Source organism: Pseudomonas sp. UF-293, assembly GCF_058245595.1.
On the sequence record NZ_JBSICA010000008.1, the window covers coordinates 109226 to 125515 of the forward strand.

Consider the following 16290-nt stretch of genomic DNA (forward strand, 5'->3'; position numbering starts at 1 on the left):
TGATGTTCTCCTTGGCTTTGTACTTATTAGAGAAACGCGCAAGTGCGCTTGCTATAAGCGTAGAGCAAGGGCCGGGCCACTGCCGTGCAGCGCAGGCAAATCAAGGGCTTGGCCGGTTTGTCTCGGACGAATGGAGTGGCGCTGTGACGGTTTCGGTACAGCCTGCGTGACAATTTGTACCGCTTGCGGGACAGCCCGTGACCGGACGGTCTTGCCAGCATTGCAATGCGCGGGCGGCTGAGGGATCCTCAGCCAACAGCAATCCTTGTAGGAGCTGCCGCGTAGGAGCTGCCGCAGGCTGCGATCTTTTGATTTTGTTTTCAAGATCAAGATCAAAAGATCGCGGCCCGAGCCTTAGGCAGCCCCTACACGGGATTGCGTCGACCTCTCGGGGAGAACAATAAGAAATGCACGACAACCATTTGAGTCGCCATGCCCGCCAGGTTCTCACCGTCACCCAGGGCAAACCGCACGTGCACGGCCCCGGCGCCGATCCATCGATCGCCCGTTCGTGGCTGCGTTGCCTTGAGGACTATCACCTCGATCCTTCTGTGACCATGGCGCCGACCGTGCTCGAGCATGGCCGGGTGCTGGAAAGTCGCGAACGTCTGCAACAAGTGCTGCAAATCGCCGGCACCGAGATGAGCAGCCTGCATCAGCAACTCTCCGGCGCCGGCCACGCGGTGCTGCTGACTGACGCGCGCGGTGTGATCCTCAATTGCGTCACCGCGCCGGCCGAACGGAAGATTTTCGAGCGCGCTGGGCTCTGGCTCGGCGCCGACTGGAGCGAAGCCTGCGAAGGCACCAACGGCATCGGCACCTGCCTGGTCGAGCGTCAGGCGCTGACCATTCACCAGGACGAACACTTTCGCGGCCGCCATACCGGGCTGACCTGCTCGGCGAGCCCGGTGTTCGACCCGCACGGTGAGTTGCTGGCGGTACTTGATGTGTCCTCGGCACGGCCGGACGTCTCACGGCAGAGCCAGTTCCACACCATGGCACTGGTCAATCTGTCGGCGAAGATGATCGAGAGTTGCTACTTCCTGCGCTGTTTCGACAATCAATGGCTGCTGCGTTTTCACCTGCAGGCCGAGTCCGTTGGCCTGTTCAGCGAAGGGCTGCTGGCGTTCGACGGCGAAGGGCGGATCAGCGCAGTCAACCAGAGCGCGTTGAACCTGCTCGGGCATATTCGCGGTGGTTTGCTCGGTAAACCGGTAGAAGCGTTTTTCGATTGTTCGCTGGATGACCTGCTAGGGCGGGCGAGTGCCAACGCCAGCGCCAGTTGGCCGCTGCGCACCCGTGATGGCCGGCATCTGTTTGCCGTGTTGCGCGGCGAATCACGCAAGCCGACAGCCATTGCTCCAACGCCAATCGCTGCTCCAGCGCCACGCCTGTCCGGCATCTGCCTCGGCGATGAGGCGTTGCAGGCGGAATTTCGCAAAGCAGTGCGCGTGTTCGAGCGTGACGTGCCGCTGTTGATCAACGGCGAAACCGGCTCGGGCAAGGAAGCGTTCGCCAAGGCTGTGCACCACGCCAGCCAGCGCTCCGGCAACGCTTTCGTCGCACTCAATTGCGCGGCCATTCCGGAAAGCCTGATCGAGAGCGAACTGTTCGGCTATCGCGGCGGCAGCTTCACCGGCGCGCGCAAGGACGGCATGCGCGGCAAGCTGCAACAGGCCGATGGCGGGACTTTGTTCCTCGACGAAATCGGTGACATGCCACTGGCGTTGCAGACGCGCTTGCTGCGTGTGCTGGAAGATCGGCAAGTGGTGCCGATTGGCGGCGAGCCGCAAGCGGTGGACGTGCGCATCATCAGTGCGACGCACCGCAATTTGCTCGAGCGGGTCGAGGACGGCAGCTTTCGCGAGGACCTCTATTACCGCTTGAACGGCTTGGAAGTGGCGCTGCCGGCGTTGCGTGAGCGCAGTGATAAATCGCAGTTGCTGGATTTTCTGCTGGCCGAGGAGGCTGGAGGCGAAACCATCCTGATCGAAGAACCGGCGAGGGGCGCATTGCTGGCGTTCAATTGGCCGGGCAACGTGCGGCAGTTGCGCAATGTCCTGCGTACGCTGGCGGCGTTGTGTGATGACGGCCGGATCGGGATTGAGGATTTGCCTGTGATGATTCGACAGGCGCGGCCGGCGGCTGCGCCTGCGCAGATTGCCGCGCAGCCGTTGGACGATGCCGAGCGTGTCGCATTGCTCAATGCGCTTAAGCAGACGCGCTGGCATATGACCCATACCGCGCAGCAACTTGGCGTAAGCCGCAACACCCTTTATAGAAAGTTGCGCAAACACGGGATCGCCCGCTGAACCGCGTCACACCATTCGCGAGCAGGCTCGCTCCCACAGGGTTGACGTCAACCATGTGGGAGCGAGCCTGCTCGCGAAGACTTCGGTAAAGTCGAAACACAAGGTGCCATTTCCCCCTCCCTACGCTAACCTGCGGCGATGTTTTACGAGGTCGACTATGCACATTCATATTCTGGGTATCTGCGGGACTTTCATGGGCTCGATGGCGGTGTTGGCCAAAGAGCTGGGCCATCACGTCACCGGCTCCGACGCCAACGTCTATCCGCCGATGAGCACGCAGCTCGAGGCCCAGGGCATTCAGCTGACGCAGGGTTATGACCCGGCGCAGCTCGATCCGGCGCCGGATCTGGTGGTGATCGGCAATGCCATGTCCCGTGGCAACCCGGCAGTGGAATATGTGCTGAACAAAGGCCTGCCGTACGTCTCCGGCCCGCAGTGGCTGGCTGACCATGTGCTGCAAGGTCGCTGGGTGCTGGCCGTGGCCGGTACGCACGGCAAGACCACCACCAGCAGCATGCTCGCCTGGGTGCTGGAACATGCCGGCATGAGCCCGGGCTTCCTGATCGGCGGCGTGCCGCAGAATTTCTCGGTGTCGGCGCGCCTGGGCGGCACGCCGTTCTTTGTCATCGAGGCTGACGAATACGACAGCGCCTTTTTCGACAAGCGCTCGAAGTTTGTCCACTACCGTCCGCGCACCGCGATCCTGAATAACCTTGAGTTTGATCACGCTGACATCTTCCCCGATCTGCCAGCCATCGAGCGTCAGTTTCACCACTTGGTGCGAACCATCCCGAGCGAAGGGCTGGTCATCCACCCGACCACCGAGCCAGCGTTGCAGCGCGTGATCGAGATGGGTTGCTGGACCCCGGTGCAAACCACCGGCGCCGGCGGTCAGTGGCAGGTCAAGCTGCTGAGCGAGGACGGCTCGGCGTTCGAAGTCATGTTCGAAGGCGTGTCCCAGGGCACCGTCGAGTGGGAATTGACCGGTCAACACAACGTCGCCAATGCCTTGGCCGCGCTGGCCGCCGCGCGTCACGTTGGCGTGGTGCCGTCGATGGGCATCGCTGGGTTGAGCGCGTTCAAGAACGTCAAACGCCGTATGGAGAAGGTCGCTGAAGTGCGCGGCATCACCATTTATGACGACTTCGCCCACCACCCGACCGCCATCGCCACTACCCTCGATGGCCTGCGCAAACGCATCGGCGACGCACCACTGATTGCGATCATCGAGCCGCGCTCCAATTCGATGAAACTCGGCGCCCACCGTGACGGTTTGCCGGACAGCGTGGTCGATGCCGATCAGGTGATCTGGTATGCCCCGGCCAATCTCGGTTGGGACCTTGGCGCCACTGCTGCGTTGTGCACGGTGCCGTCGATTGTCAGCGATTCGCTGGAAGGCATCATTGAACGGGTGAAGAGCCAGGCACAACCCGGCACGCACGTAGTGATCATGAGCAACGGCGGCTTCGGCGGCCTGCACGGCAAGCTTGCCGAGGCGCTGCAATGAACGCTTTTCCCCAGGCCGGCGGCCCGGAACGCATTACACTGGCGATGACCGGCGCCTCCGGCGCGCAGTACGGCCTGCGCCTGCTCGATTGCCTGGTGCGCGAAGATCGCGAAGTGCACTTCCTGATTTCCAAAGCCGCGCAATTGGTGATGGCCACCGAGACTGACGTTTCCCTGCCGAACAAGCCGCAGATGATGCAGGCGTTCTTGACCGAGTACACCAGCGCCGCCGCCGGACAGATTCGCGTGTACGGCAAGGAAGACTGGATGTCGCCGGTGGCTTCGGGTTCCGGCGCGCCTGCAGCCATGGTGGTGGTGCCGTGTTCGACCGGCACGCTGTCGGCGATTGCCACCGGCGCCTGCAACAACCTGATCGAACGCGCGGCCGATGTCACGCTGAAGGAGCGCCGCCAGTTGATTCTGGTGCCGCGCGAGGCACCGTATTCGAGCATTCATCTGGAGCACATGCTCAAGCTGTCGAATCTGGGCGTGACCATTTTGCCGGCCTCTCCGGGCTTCTATCACCAACCGCAGACCATTGATGATCTGATCGACTTTGTCGTGGCGCGGATTCTCAATCTGCTCGGTATCCCGCAGGACATGCTGCCGCGATGGGGCGAGCACCACCTGAGCAGCGATGAATAAGCTGCTGGTGATTGTGCTGGCGCTGCAATTGAGCGGGTGTGCCACCGCGCGCACTCTGGATGCGGCGAAACCCGGCGCACCGGTGGTGTATGCCGGCACGCGGCTGGATTTGTATGCACTGAATGGCGGGTGCTGTGCGATGGACCGATTTGGTGCCGAGGCGCCGAGCTATCCCGGAGTAGACCTGCCGGCCAGTGCGCTGCTCGATACGTTGTTGTTGCCGTTGTCGTTGCTCACCGTGATTGGCGTCGGATTCCAGGCAACTGGTGGATTGTAAAGGTCAAAAGATCGCAGCCTTCGGCAGCTGCTACAGGGGAATAGGGTCTTCTGTAGGAGCTGCCGAAGGCTGCGATCTTTTGGTTCTGAAAGTCCCGGAGTTATTTGCCTAACTTGCGCAGCTCATCCGATTCGATCACCCGCACGCCATCCTGTTCTTCCAGCGCCAGGCGCCACATCGCTCGTGCCAGTTGGCACGCTTCGATGCCGTGGTATTTCCCCGGAATCAGCTTCGACAAGGGCCCTGCCAGTTGCTCGACCAGACGCGGTTCGGTGCGTTCGCCGAGCAGCAGCGAAGGCCGGCAGATGGTCAGTTGCGGCCAGTCCTGCGCGCGCAATGCCTGTTCCATTTCGCCTTTGATGCGGTTGTAGAACACCGAGGAGTTCGGATCGGCGCCAATCGCACTGATCACGATCAGGTGTCGCGCGCCCATCTCCCGTGCGCGTTTGGCAAACGCCACGACCATGTCCAGATCGACTGCGCGAAAGGCTTCTTCGGAGCCGGCCTGCTTGATCGTCGTGCCGAGGCAGCAGTAGGCAATATCGACCCGGCCGCTGAGTTGCGGCAGAAACGCCTGCGGGTCGCCGACCGGGTTTTCCAGATGCGGATGCTCGGCCAGCGGCCGGCGTGAAGGGGCGAGGACACGGGTAATGGTTGGCTCGTTGAGCAAACGGTCGAGCAGATGTTCACCGGTCAGTCCGGTGGCTCCGGCAAGCAATACGTGCTGAGGCGTCAAGTACATAGTGTCTCTCCCTTGATACTGTTCAGCTTAGTTGCCTTTTTTCGCCGCGTCGTTCAATGCACTACTTTGCAACGCTTTGCGCGCTTGCTGTTTACGCAGCAGTTGCCAGTGCGAGAGTACGGTTTTCGGCGCCCAGATCTGCGGCTCCGAGGCTTCGAAGCCGTCGGCCAGTTCACGTTCGGCGACGGTGGCTTTGGCCAGTTTGAAAGCCTGCTCCAGATCATCAGTCTGGTTCAGCGCCTGGGCGAACAGCGCGTCGCCAAAGTAAGTGAAGTTGGCTTCTTCCGAGCAACCGAACGACACCCGATCAGCGCGCGAGGCGGTCATGATCAGTGTGCGTTCGTCCTTCAGCGCCGGGATGAAACCGCCGGAATAGCACGAAGAAATCACGATGACCTTGTCGCGATGCTTCAGCGGCGCGAGCACGGCGGCGAGTTCATCGGCCGGCAGATCGGCCAGTTCCATGCGCGGCTGATCGAGCACCAGTTCATGCTCGGCGGTGCCGTGGCTGGTCAGATAAATGAACAGCAGGTCTTCCGGCCCGCTGCGTTCGGCAAGGGCTTGCGCGGCGCGGCGCAGGTTTTCCCGGGTGGCCATCGGCCGGTCGCCGAGATGATCACGATGATTGACCAGACGAATCTGCCCGAAGGCGCCGAAGCGCGTATTGAGCATGTTGGCGACGTAGTCGGATTCGCGCAGGAACACGCTTTGCTTGCCGTCGCCGCCGAGGGTCAGGGTGTACAACTCGACTGCCGGAGTCGAAGCGGGGATCGCCGCCAGTGCGTCGTCCAGCAATCGACCTTGGGCGAGCAAACCGAGTTCGAGGGTGTCGGGGAGCAATTTGCCGTCTGCGTCGCGTACGCGTTGGCCGTTGATCCAGGTGCCGCTGAGCACGCTGCCATCGGTCAGCACCAAAGTACCGCGTCCTGAATAGCTGTCGTTGTCGAAGCCGCCGATGTAGAAGCTGCCATCGGCGAGGTTCAAGCGGCCCTGACCGGTGAAGCGCCAGTCATTGAACACACCGATGTAATGGCTGCCGTCGGCGCCGATCAGTTCGCCCTTGCCGGTCAGCGCGCCTTCCTTGAACTGGCCGAGCCAGACATCGCCGTCGGCGTTCTCGTAGCGGCCCTTGCCGTGCAGTTGATTGTTCTTGAAACCGCCGACGTAGATATCGCCGTCGGCGCTGTTGTAAGTGCCGTTGCCTTCCAGTTGACCATTGACGAAATGGCCGGTGAACGAATTGCCGCTGGCATCGCCGCGCTGGCCTTCACCGTTGGGTTTGCCGTGGGCGAACTGGCCTTGATAGGAGCTGCCGTCGTCCATTTCCAGACGGCCGAGGCCGGAATACTGGTCAGCCTTGAACTCGCCGCGATAGGTCATGCCGTTTTCTTTCAGCGTGCCTTCGCCATCGCGCCGGCCCTGCTTGAAACCACCGGTGTAACTGCTGGCGTTGGTGCTCAGGCTGCCCTGGCCATCAAACAGACCTTGCTGGAACTGGCCGCGATAGACCTCGCCATTGCTGCCGTGCCATTCGCCTTGGCCGTGCCATTGCCCCTTGTCGAACTGCCCGGCGTACCAGCTGCCGTTGGGGTAGTCGACGCGGCCCTGACCTTGCAGCAAGCCGTCGACCAGTTCACCGCGATAGCGGCCGCCATCGGGCAGGCGCGCATCCGGCGGCAACAGCGATTCGCCGTCGCCGCAAGCGGTGAGCATCAGGGTCAGGGCAAGGGGTGCAAGTCGAGCGATTGAGCGCATAGCGGGATCCGGGCAATTAGGCGACCGAGTATGCCGCAGCTATGCGTCGCATATATACAGACGTGACGCGAAACAGCGTGCGCTGCTTCGCATCCGGGATGATCAGACGAAGCAGAGTGACAGCGGCTCAGCGATGTAGGCCGGTTTGTCCGAGCCTTCTATCTCCAGTGTCGCGGTAGCCTTGAGCAACCACTGGCCGGGTTTTTTCTCGGTGACTTCGACCATGTCGACCTTCAGTCGGACTTTCGAGTTGACCTTGACCGGCTGGATGAAACGCACGCTGTCCAGGCCATAGTTGACGACCATCTTCACGCCTTCGGGCAGCACGAGGATGTCTTCCATCAGCTTCGGCATCAGCGACAGCGACAGGAAACCATGGGCGATCGTGCTGCCAAACGGGGTTTGCGCGGCCTTGACCGGATCGACGTGAATGAACTGAAAATCACCGGTGGCTTCGGCGAACAGGTTGATGCGCTCTTGGTCGATGGTGAGCCATTGGGAACGTCCAAGTTCCTTGCCGACATAATCTTTGAGCTCTGCAACGGGAACATAGGGCATTGAGACTCTCCTTGGGTTCATCGGTTTTATAGTTTTTCAGGGGGCGGATTTGACCGGCCTGCGAACCACTGTAGATCATCATGGCGATTTGCTCAGGTCAACCGACCATGCTTTTGGCGAATGCCGGTCCATAGCGCCGGCATGCTTATAATGCCGAGCCCCTGCTGGGTGAAATACAAGACGGAGATGTCAGATGTTGTTACGTGGCCTGACCCTGCTGGTGCTGTTCCAATTGCTCGGCACGGCGCTCAATCATTTGCTGTTGCCGATATTGCCGGGGCCGATCATCGGGCTGCTGCTGTTGCTGGTGTTCCTGATCATTCGCGGTGAAGTCGGCGAGCCGCTGAATCAGGCGGCGGGCAGTCTGCTGCGTTATCTGCCGTTGCTGCTGGTGCCGCCAGCGGTGGGCGTGATGGTGTATGCCACGGCGATTGCTGCGGATTTCTGGGCGATCGTCGGCGCGCTGGTGGTCTCGCTGATCCTGTCGATGGCCTTTGCCGGCGTGCTCATGCAGCGGCTGGTCAAACGTCACGCGCCGCCGGCGGAGGAGTCCTGATGCTGTTCGATTGGCAAGGCGCGTGGGCGTCGGTGATTCATCATCCGCTATTCGGCATTGGTATCACCCTCGGTGCCTATCAACTGGTGCTGGCGGCGTTCGAGAAAACCCGCTGGATCTTTCTGCAACCGGTGCTGGTCTCCATGTTGTTGGTGATCGGTGTGCTGGTCGGCTGCGGCCTGACCTACGCGGAGTACCGCAAGAGCACCGAAATCCTGAGCATTCTGCTCGGTCCGGCCACGGTGGCGCTGGCGGTGCCGCTGTATTTGAATCTGCGGCGCATCCGCCAATTGTTCTGGCCGATTTTTACTACGCTGGTGATAGGCGGGGTGGTCGCAACGGGCATGGGCGTGGCGCTGGGCTGGTGGTTCGGTGCCGATCACATGATCCTGATGACCATGGCGCCTAAATCGGTGACGTCACCGATCGCCATGCTGGTTGCCGAGCAGATCGGCGGTGTGGCGGCGCTGGCAGCGGTATTTGTATTGATCACCGGGGTGATTGGCGCGATCTTCGGCCCGGCGCTGCTGACGCGCCTCGGCGTGCACAGCCCCGAAGCGCGCGGCATGGCACTGGGCATGACAGCGCATGCGGTCGGCACGGCGGTGGCGATGCAGGAAAACGATGAGTGCGGCGCGTTCGCCGCGCTGGCGATGAGTCTGATGGGCGTGGCCACGGCGGTGTTCCTGCCGTTGGCGGTGTCGATGGTGGTGTAAGGAAATGTCTATGAGTCTGCCGCTTTTTCCGCTGAACACGGTGCTGTTCCCTGGCTGCAACCTCGATCTGCAGATCTTCGAGGCGCGCTACCTCGACATGATCGGCCGCTGCATGAAACAAGGCGTCGGCTTCGGTGTGGTGTGCATTCTGGAGGGCAGCGAAGTCGGTGTGGCACCAGAAGGTTTCGCAATGGTCGGCTGCGAGGCGCGGATCACCGATTTCCAGCAACAGGACAACGGCCTGCTCGGCATTCGTGTGCAGGGCGGGCGCCGTTTCACGGTGGTGCGCACCGAAGTACAGCGCGATCAGTTGATTGTCGCCGATGTCGAGTGGCTCGACGACGAGCCCGAGCAACCGTTGCAGGATGAGGACGCCGATCTGGTCGCGCTGCTCAAGGCACTGGCCGAACACCCGATGGTCGAAGCGTTGAATATGGGCACCGAAGCCGCCGGGCAACAGGCGCTGGCCAATCAACTTGCCTATCTCTTGCCCTTCGCCGAAGAAGACAAGATCGATTTGTTACAACTCGACGATCCGCAGCAGCGGCTGGATGCGATTCAGGCATTGCTCGATGAGTTGCAGGGTGAGTTGTTCGCCTAGTTTAACTTTGAAGCAACTACTACGGTCTGCCAGCATTGTTTTGCTTTTGTCTTTGTCTTACTTTCGAGTTGCCCGCAGGAGTCGGGTAACTCGATAACAACAAGGATGAAATCATGACTTTATATGAAGATGAACGGGGTTTCTGGGACGATATTGCCGGCAAGTATATTTTGAAGCACGCCGGCGCCGATCAAAACGTCAGTAAGCATATCGATGCAGCAACAACTTATGCCGACCGGATGGTCATCGCGCGACGTAAACGAAAAATAGAAAAGGTGCCGGCCAGCGACATTCCGCAGATGTCGGCTACTGCCACCAAGTGAGTAACCGCGAATGCGGTTTGATGACTTGTCTTTTTCAATATTTACCGGTAGGCGATTCCATGTCTTCAGCAACAATCAATAATAAAGCATTTACGGCCAACCTTTATCTGGATGGCCGGCCAGTGATACTCAATGAACAACGATTACGAGAAATTCTGCGCGCCCCGCGGATTACTCAAGGCGAAAAGCTCGACGCTGAAGTAGGGCTGGCGGATTTACGTGTCGCCAGCCACATCACACTGGCCGACCACGAGGATCATCAACCGCTGCTGTTGAACTTCGTTCCTCACGGGGAAAATTATGCGATCAGTGTGGTGTATTCAGGAGCGTTCGATGGCGCACGGTTATTCATCGAAGATAAAACCCATAAGCTGCTGGCCAGTACCAGTGCGCCGATACACTACTTTTCAATGAGTACATTTGGCGTGAACAAGGCCTCTCTCAGTCATATCGAGGCTGGGCCGGTCTATGCTGGATTGAATAGCGAGCCAGGTTACAAAGGCATATATCGTGACAGTAGTGAAGGCATGAGCACCTTTATGGACGTCGATCCTAATACCACCGGGCACAACGCATTCAATAACAAATATGCGCGATTTGTCATCAAGGTAATCAAGCCGAGTCCTGCGGCTGTTTGATCAGAGGCGCCATTCACTCTGGAGTGAATGGCGCCTTGTGTCAGGGCCTGTAATGTTCGGGTACTGGCCAGACGATGTCGTTGGCGTCGGTGTCCCTGCCTTTAGGCAGCGTCAATACCACCCCGCCCGAATGGGACACGCCTGCGATGAGTCCATCATAGGGGGGCGATCGAGACCACATATCGAGATCGGTGCCTTCCCAGGTCGACGTCTCGATATCCACAGCATCCTCACCAGCTTGTCGAAACACATCCTCGACGCGCGCCGCGAGGCTATGGTCCGAATTCACCAGCCAGATCCTTTCTGCACTGATCCCATGGGTCGGCATGGAAATCCGGCCCTCCAGATTGTCTCCATCAAAATCCCTGTTGTTGAAGTAAAGATTTTCCACGCGAGGGACCACTTCGATATCGCGGGTATCGATGATGTAGAGGAAGCCGGTTACCTGTTTGCGCCGCCGCAACGGATAGTCGCGCGAGTTATCCATTTCAAACGATGTATCCGATTCTCCGTCGGTACTGTGCCGGTCCCCGCCGGAGGAGTCACTGTCGGAAAAGTGCCCGGGATAGCGATTGGCCTGACTGTTGTAATGCCGTGGGTTGGAATAGTAATCGAACCCCATGTAGTTCAAGGCGTCGGACAGGGCGAACGTCGCGCTGAATGCGCGTTTGCTGGTGGAATCCGAAGGGTTGCCGCGAAGTTTTACAAGCCGTTTGTCGCGGGCCAATTCAAAAGGTGTGCGCAAGTCGGCGCGAAACATGGCGGGAATGTCCGTGCGATAAAGATAGTCATGTCTGTTGCGTTTATAACCGGCATGCTCCAGATAACTTTGCAGAAAATCATCTTCGTAACGCTGATTGACAGGCGGTAAGTCACCCTCATGGCCCTCGCCGTGATTGCGCAGTTTGAGAGCGAAAGGGCCGAGCTCCTCGGCGATATGCTCGAACCGTTTGGTGTCCAGCACGTTCCGAGACAGGCTTTTGTGCGCTTCGGCCCATGCGGGGAAGCCGTTTTCCATATCCGTGCGCAGGCGTTTCTGCTGAGCAACGCTCAGGTTGTAGCTGCGTAGAAGTTCGGCACATTCGCTGCGGGATTTCTGCGGGTGAGACCACTTCATGGAGTCCAGAAGGAATTTATGGTGATCCTCGGTAGTTCTGCGTCTTGCCCAGTGCGGCGGACCGCCTCGGGCCTCGGCCTCGGCGCGAAAGGTGAGGATTTCTGCATCGCGCAGGTTGTACACATCCCACAGTTCGCCATCCGTCCAGTGCGCCAGCTTCAATGGCACTGAAGTGTCCCCGCGAGCTTCGCTCGGGTCGACTTTGATCATGTGGCCGGACTTGCCCATGAATGCGAAGCCGACATTCATTCGTGTGGTCAAACGCTCATGAGACGGCAATTGCTTCCATTCATGTACCGCGTAATAACCTTGTGCATTCGCGACAGGTGCGGAATAGGACCCGGCGGCCCACTGGTGCAGGGCGTAGCGATCCGCTGGGTACATCTCGACGGGCTTGTTCAAACTCCACAAATCGGTGCCGGCGAGTCGATAAAGAGGAGGTCCGGAGGGGCCTCGCTCGCCGGGCAATCTGGCCCGGTAGGCCTTGATCAGATCGTGGTAGGCAACCATCACCGTCAGCCCGGCGGCAGAACCGCCATCGTCGGCAATGTCGGCGAACTGTCGACCCTTGTGAGTTTTGAGACCCTGCGCATCGTGGCTCAAGTCCGCACTGACGTTTTGTACATAAGGTTCAAGGGGCGATTTTGCAGGACCGCGCGGCGGCATCTGCATGTCGGGCATGTGGGTGACAGTTATGCCGGGTCGCAATGCCGCAGTGCTGGCGGCTGGAACAATGGTATCGATGCCCGACAACTCGTTCGAGCCATCCGCTCGAATGTGACCGGGCAGGCGCAGGTCCAGGTCCAGACCCATCGGACGATCAGGGGACGCCGGCCGGGTTGTCGAGGTGGCGGGCGTTTCGGTGTTCGGTGAGGGGCGCAAAGGTCCGGGTTTTTGTCGCATGAATAAACTCCTTCTTTATGAATCAGCCTGTCCATCGGCTGAGGCGATCGAGAGCCCGCGCGATCTCTGTCCGCGCGGGCATCGGGTTGCAAGCGCTGAACGCACTCAAATATCTGTGGTGATGTTCAAATCGTCTGGATTGATTCGCACCTGCGGGTCGTCAGTCAGTCCCCAATACCGACGTATCGAGTGATACACCACCGTTCCGACGGTGTCGGGCTTGTATCCGATGTGAGTCACGTAAATCCGTGCCGCCAGTTCATTGCGCTGTCTGTGTTGTTCGATGTCGCTGTGCAGAGCCGAGAGGCTGGCGTAACGGCGAGCGTCGATGACGTACAACTGCAATACCTCAAACAGCAGCGAAACCTCATATATATGGCCGGCCGAGGTCACCACGCTCACGGACTCCACCGGCGTGTCCTCGTCCATATCCGGCAACTCGACCGTGACGCTGGCGATGCGCAGACGATTGCCATCGAGCTGGATATCTTCGCGCGTCACCGTTTCGCTCAGGGCCTGAGTGAACAGGTTCCAGGTAGAGGCGTTGGCGGTTTTCGCCGCCGCACCGGGTGTCGACAGGCGAACGATGCAGTTGCTGACCAGATGAATATCGTAAGTCGAGCTTTTGCCTTCCAGCAGATAAATTCCTGTGTGGGGCCTGGACTCGATCAGCACTTTGCTGGGCCGGTCGGTCAGCTCCGGCTTTTCGCTGACCAGTGGCCGCGTGAAGGGATACCTTCCATTGCGCTGTTTCAGCCAGCTTCGGCTACTGACCTGCCGGGAGCCAGGGGCCTTTGCATCGGCTGCATAATCCAGCTGCGGCAACTGCAAGCGATAGGAGACTTCGTCCTGCATGATCAGCACAAGGTCTTGCGCCAGCAGTGGCGTGGTCACTTTCAAGCTGTTTCGACCGCCATAACCGGTGGCTGCGGCGATCGTCTTGATCACACCTTTAAAGACAACCTTTTTGGACGACAGCAGCAGCGCCAGGCAGATATTTTTGTAGGTCAGGTGCGTATTGCCCGACACGCCTTGGCGAGCTTCGACGTCATAACTGATCTCGACCTCTGCCATCTCGCTGGCCTTGTAATCGAGGTGGATACTGCATTCAGTGGCTGCTGCGCTGGACCCGACGACGAATTCGACCCTGTGCGGCGTGCGTGCCACAAAGTGTCGCGACAGCGCCTGGGCGTCCAGAGTAACCGTACCGCGATTGACGATGGCCGGCGCCTGGGCTGGCTGACCATTGAGGGTGACGGCGACCTCGATATCCTGACTCAGCGCTTGACCAGGCTGTTTGGGCAGCAGAGCCAGCAATTCATAGCCATCCTGAGTGCGAAACAGCCACTGGGCATTTTTCAAATGGCGTTGGCCGTCAGTTGTCTGGTAGACGTTCTCCAGGGTCAGCACGTGATCGGGGTCGTTGCCATCCCTGCCGCGCAGCGAGGTGATCACCAGTGACGTGCCGATGATTTGCCAGCGTTGAATGAGGGCGCGCGGCCAACCGAACTCGACGCGGCTGGAGTGCTCGGCGTTTTCGATGATCGTCGCGCGGGCGTTGGTATTGGCGATGTAATAACGGTCTTCACCGCTGCCGCCATCCACCTCGCATTCAGTCCCGAAAACAGCAATGGTGTCGTTGCCGCCACCGGCGCTGATGCGGTCGTAGCCATTGGCGGAAATCTGTTCGGCCGCGTCGGTGCCGGTAACGCGGCTGGTGCCCTTGCGCAGCGTCGAAGCGTTCTCGATCGAAGTCAGATGGGCGATTTCCAGTCCTTCGGCCGCCGGATCCAGACCGCGCAACGAGACCTTGCCGGTCTGCAGATTGATGTCATGACCGACGTGGCGAGTGTCTTCGTTCGGGCGGCTGCCTTCGAACGCCACGGTATCGGCGCCAGCGCCGCCGTCCAGAATGTTGATGTGCGCGGGTTTGGCGCAGCGGTCGAGCTCCTGAGTCGTGACTTCCTGGTAGAACGCATCGGTGTGGTCACCGCCGGTCAAGGCTTTGTGTCCCTCGCGGTAAGTGAACAGATTGGACTGGGCCTTGACCCCGACAACCCGGTCATCGCCATCCCCCAGGCGCCAGAACACGCCCTTGCCATCGCCGGCGCTGCCGCTGACCTTGCCTTTGAGGTCTGCCGGCAAGCCATCGGCGGCATCGATTACATCGTCCGCACCAACGATCACCGCCTGGCTGTCGAGTTTGAACGGCTTCTGCCCGGCGCTTTCATCCCACTGATAGCGCCACAGTTCGACGGACTGCAGCTTGGTGCGGAAGGCGCCGTTGACCACGTGTTCGATGGAGTTCTTATAAGCGCCTTCAAGCATTTCTCTGGCCGACAGCTCGAGGCGTTTTTCATGATCGCCGTAGCCTTTGCTCAGTTTGAAGCGATCCATCACTTCGGTGTCCAGCTCCTGACCGGTGAAGGCGAACCAGCCCGAGCGCAAACGTTCCAGCGTGGTCAGTTCGATGTAGTCATCGATATCGTCAACAACTCGCGCAGCCTGATAGATCATCGAACCGGCAATCAATACGGCCGCCGCCGCGAGCCCGACCGGCCCGGCGACGCTGCCGAAACCGGCCAGCGCGGCGACACCGAGCACCAGGCTGATGCCCGCCCCCGCCACGCTCAGGGCCCCACTGACATAATGATCCTGCGCCACTTTCCCCGATGAGGCGGCGGCTGCGTTGAACGATTTGACCGCATCGATGATGTCGAACGGCAGGGTAATCGCGCTGGCGAACATCCCGGCGCCCCGGCTCATGAATTTGCCCACCGAGGTCAGCGGAAAATACTTGAACAGCTTGCCGCCGTTGGTGAGCATCGCTTGCCCCGTCTTCGTCAGACCTTGTTCGATGATCAGCGAGCCGAACTCGGCGGCAATGGAGCCGCCCTGGAACAGCGCTTCGAGTTTGTCGCCCTTTCTGATCGCATCGATCATGGCCATGTAACCGCTGTAGATGCCGAAGGCTTGCAGGCCGACGCCGGCACCGCTCATCAAATAACTTTTGCTCTTGTTGACCCAGCCGGGTGCGTTTTCAAACGCGTCTACCCGGTGAATGTCCAGTTTCTGCGCGGCTTTGCCCAGTTGGTTGAGGCGCTCCACTGCACTGCCAGGATCGATTGCGGTACTGCTGACAAACATCGCTCCCGCATCGATCGAGCGCTGGCATGCTATTTCGTAGAACAGCATTGCGGCCGTGGCGCTGTCGGGAATGTCGACGGACATCAATCGGGTTTCGACTTTCGCCGAGTCGAAATTGAGCCCATCGAGCAATGTCTGATCCGCAACCTTCATTCCGGCGTTCGCTGGGCTGATCGGTTGACCGTTGACCGTTGCGCCCATCGCCTGCAGCTCGGCGCGGCTGACCATGGCCTCGCCGATGCGTAGGGGCCCGAAGTGCTTGTCGAGCGATTCCAGTGTCTGTCGATGCGAGGCGTCCGCGCCGTTCCTGATTGCCGCAGAAGGCAATTCCTGGAGGTTGCCTGGCGACGGTGCGTGGGCATTGGCCGAGGCGTCAATCGGTATGACTTGAAGCAGGCGCACATTGGAAACATGTGCGGAAGGTACGATGAGTTTCGACACGTCTTAATCCTTTAACGTTGTGTATGAAAAACCGGCTTCCTTACCGGTGGTGC

At 59.8% G+C, this 16290-nt stretch carries 14 protein-coding genes; 9 read left to right on the top strand and 5 right to left on the bottom strand.

From position 1 onward, the window contains the following. Positions 1–407 precede the first annotated feature (407 nt). From AC4IHP_RS11660 to AC4IHP_RS11675, 4 genes are all read left to right on the top strand, one after another. A complete protein-coding gene (locus AC4IHP_RS11660) occupies positions 408–2312 on the top strand; it encodes a sigma-54-dependent Fis family transcriptional regulator (protein ID WP_490831737.1) in 1905 nt (634 codons plus the stop codon). A gap of 157 nt (positions 2313–2469) precedes the next feature. Beyond that, a complete protein-coding gene (gene mpl, locus AC4IHP_RS11665) occupies positions 2470–3819 on the top strand; it encodes a UDP-N-acetylmuramate:L-alanyl-gamma-D-glutamyl-meso-diaminopimelate ligase (RefSeq protein ID WP_016773007.1) in 1350 nt (449 codons plus the stop codon). Further along, entirely contained in the window at positions 3816–4463 is a 648-nt protein-coding gene (gene ubiX / locus AC4IHP_RS11670; RefSeq protein WP_490831738.1) for a flavin prenyltransferase UbiX, read from the top strand. Before mpl ends, ubiX begins: the two co-directional genes overlap by 4 nt. Further along, positions 4456–4740 (top strand): YceK/YidQ family lipoprotein, encoded by a 285-nt coding sequence (locus AC4IHP_RS11675; protein ID WP_460121702.1) that lies wholly within the window; start codon positions 4456–4458, stop codon positions 4738–4740. The genes ubiX and AC4IHP_RS11675 overlap by 8 nt, the downstream gene beginning before the upstream one ends. A gap of 100 nt (positions 4741–4840) precedes the next feature. Here AC4IHP_RS11675 and AC4IHP_RS11680 read toward each other — a convergent pair whose 3' ends face one another. The 3 genes from AC4IHP_RS11680 to AC4IHP_RS11690 all read right to left on the bottom strand — a co-directional run bounded on the left by AC4IHP_RS11680 (position 4841) and on the right by AC4IHP_RS11690 (position 7795). Further along, positions 4841–5482 carry an oxidoreductase gene (locus AC4IHP_RS11680; protein ID WP_460121700.1) on the bottom strand — a complete coding sequence of 214 codons (642 nt, stop codon included), beginning with the start codon at positions 5480–5482 and terminating at the stop codon, positions 4841–4843. A 27-nt stretch (positions 5483–5509) separates the two neighbouring features. After that, positions 5510–7237, bottom strand: coding sequence for a C13 family peptidase (locus AC4IHP_RS11685; protein ID WP_490831739.1), 1728 nt, complete (start codon positions 7235–7237; stop codon positions 5510–5512). 102 nt (positions 7238–7339) lie between these two features. Next, entirely contained in the window at positions 7340–7795 is a 456-nt protein-coding gene (locus AC4IHP_RS11690) for a MaoC family dehydratase (protein ID WP_150638401.1), read from the bottom strand. A gap of 193 nt (positions 7796–7988) precedes the next feature. Between AC4IHP_RS11690 and AC4IHP_RS11695 the strand changes: the two genes are divergently transcribed. The 5 genes from AC4IHP_RS11695 to AC4IHP_RS11715 all read left to right on the top strand — a co-directional run bounded on the left by AC4IHP_RS11695 (position 7989) and on the right by AC4IHP_RS11715 (position 10629). Then, positions 7989–8351 carry a CidA/LrgA family protein gene (locus tag AC4IHP_RS11695; RefSeq protein ID WP_016773012.1) on the top strand — a complete coding sequence of 121 codons (363 nt, stop codon included), beginning with the start codon at positions 7989–7991 and terminating at the stop codon, positions 8349–8351. Further along, positions 8351–9067: an LrgB family protein gene (locus AC4IHP_RS11700; protein WP_016773013.1), complete on the top strand. Its 717-nt coding sequence runs from the start codon at positions 8351–8353 to the stop codon at positions 9065–9067. The genes AC4IHP_RS11695 and AC4IHP_RS11700 overlap by 1 nt, the downstream gene beginning before the upstream one ends. Before the next feature lie 10 nt (positions 9068–9077). Further along, the gene (locus tag AC4IHP_RS11705; RefSeq protein ID WP_460121695.1) at positions 9078–9668 is read left to right on the top strand and encodes an LON peptidase substrate-binding domain-containing protein; all 591 of its coding nucleotides are present in this window, start codon (positions 9078–9080) and stop codon (positions 9666–9668) included. A gap of 113 nt (positions 9669–9781) precedes the next feature. After that, positions 9782–9991, top strand: a complete 210-nt coding sequence (locus AC4IHP_RS11710; RefSeq protein WP_490831740.1) for a hypothetical protein — start codon at positions 9782–9784, stop codon at positions 9989–9991. Positions 9992–10050: 59 nt separating this feature from the next. After that, a complete protein-coding gene (locus tag AC4IHP_RS11715; RefSeq protein WP_490831741.1) occupies positions 10051–10629 on the top strand; it encodes a hypothetical protein in 579 nt (192 codons plus the stop codon). A 40-nt stretch (positions 10630–10669) separates the two neighbouring features. Here the strand turns inward: AC4IHP_RS11715 and AC4IHP_RS11720 are convergent, their stop codons facing one another. Further along, complete coding sequence (locus tag AC4IHP_RS11720) at positions 10670–12649, bottom strand: hypothetical protein (RefSeq protein ID WP_490831742.1); 1980 nt, start codon at positions 12647–12649, stop codon at positions 10670–10672. A gap of 105 nt (positions 12650–12754) precedes the next feature. Continuing rightward, positions 12755–16237, bottom strand: a complete 3483-nt coding sequence (locus tag AC4IHP_RS11725) for a calcium-binding protein (RefSeq protein ID WP_490831743.1) — start codon at positions 16235–16237, stop codon at positions 12755–12757. Between the last annotated feature and the right edge of the window lie 53 nt (positions 16238–16290).

Excerpts from the sequence above, each read along its gene's own strand:
- AC4IHP_RS11690 (WP_150638401.1), bottom strand. The coding sequence starts at position 7,795 with ATGCCCTATGTTCCCGTTGCAGAGCTCAAAGATTATGTCGGCAAGGAA.
- AC4IHP_RS11685 (WP_490831739.1), bottom strand. The coding sequence starts at position 7,237 with ATGCGCTCAATCGCTCGACTTGCACCCCTTGCCCTGACCCTGATGCTC.
- AC4IHP_RS11675 (WP_460121702.1), top strand. The coding sequence starts at position 4,456 with ATGAATAAGCTGCTGGTGATTGTGCTGGCGCTGCAATTGAGCGGGTGT.
- AC4IHP_RS11660 (WP_490831737.1), top strand. The coding sequence starts at position 408 with ATGCACGACAACCATTTGAGTCGCCATGCCCGCCAGGTTCTCACCGTC.
- AC4IHP_RS11715 (WP_490831741.1), top strand. The coding sequence starts at position 10,051 with ATGTCTTCAGCAACAATCAATAATAAAGCATTTACGGCCAACCTTTAT.
- mpl (WP_016773007.1), top strand. The coding sequence starts at position 2,470 with ATGCACATTCATATTCTGGGTATCTGCGGGACTTTCATGGGCTCGATG.
- AC4IHP_RS11680 (WP_460121700.1), bottom strand. The coding sequence starts at position 5,482 with ATGTACTTGACGCCTCAGCACGTATTGCTTGCCGGAGCCACCGGACTG.
- AC4IHP_RS11700 (WP_016773013.1), top strand. The coding sequence starts at position 8,351 with ATGCTGTTCGATTGGCAAGGCGCGTGGGCGTCGGTGATTCATCATCCG.
- AC4IHP_RS11705 (WP_460121695.1), top strand. The coding sequence starts at position 9,078 with ATGAGTCTGCCGCTTTTTCCGCTGAACACGGTGCTGTTCCCTGGCTGC.
- AC4IHP_RS11710 (WP_490831740.1), top strand. The coding sequence starts at position 9,782 with ATGACTTTATATGAAGATGAACGGGGTTTCTGGGACGATATTGCCGGC.
- ubiX (WP_490831738.1), top strand. The coding sequence starts at position 3,816 with ATGAACGCTTTTCCCCAGGCCGGCGGCCCGGAACGCATTACACTGGCG.
- AC4IHP_RS11695 (WP_016773012.1), top strand. The coding sequence starts at position 7,989 with ATGTTGTTACGTGGCCTGACCCTGCTGGTGCTGTTCCAATTGCTCGGC.
- AC4IHP_RS11720 (WP_490831742.1), bottom strand. The coding sequence starts at position 12,649 with ATGCGACAAAAACCCGGACCTTTGCGCCCCTCACCGAACACCGAAACG.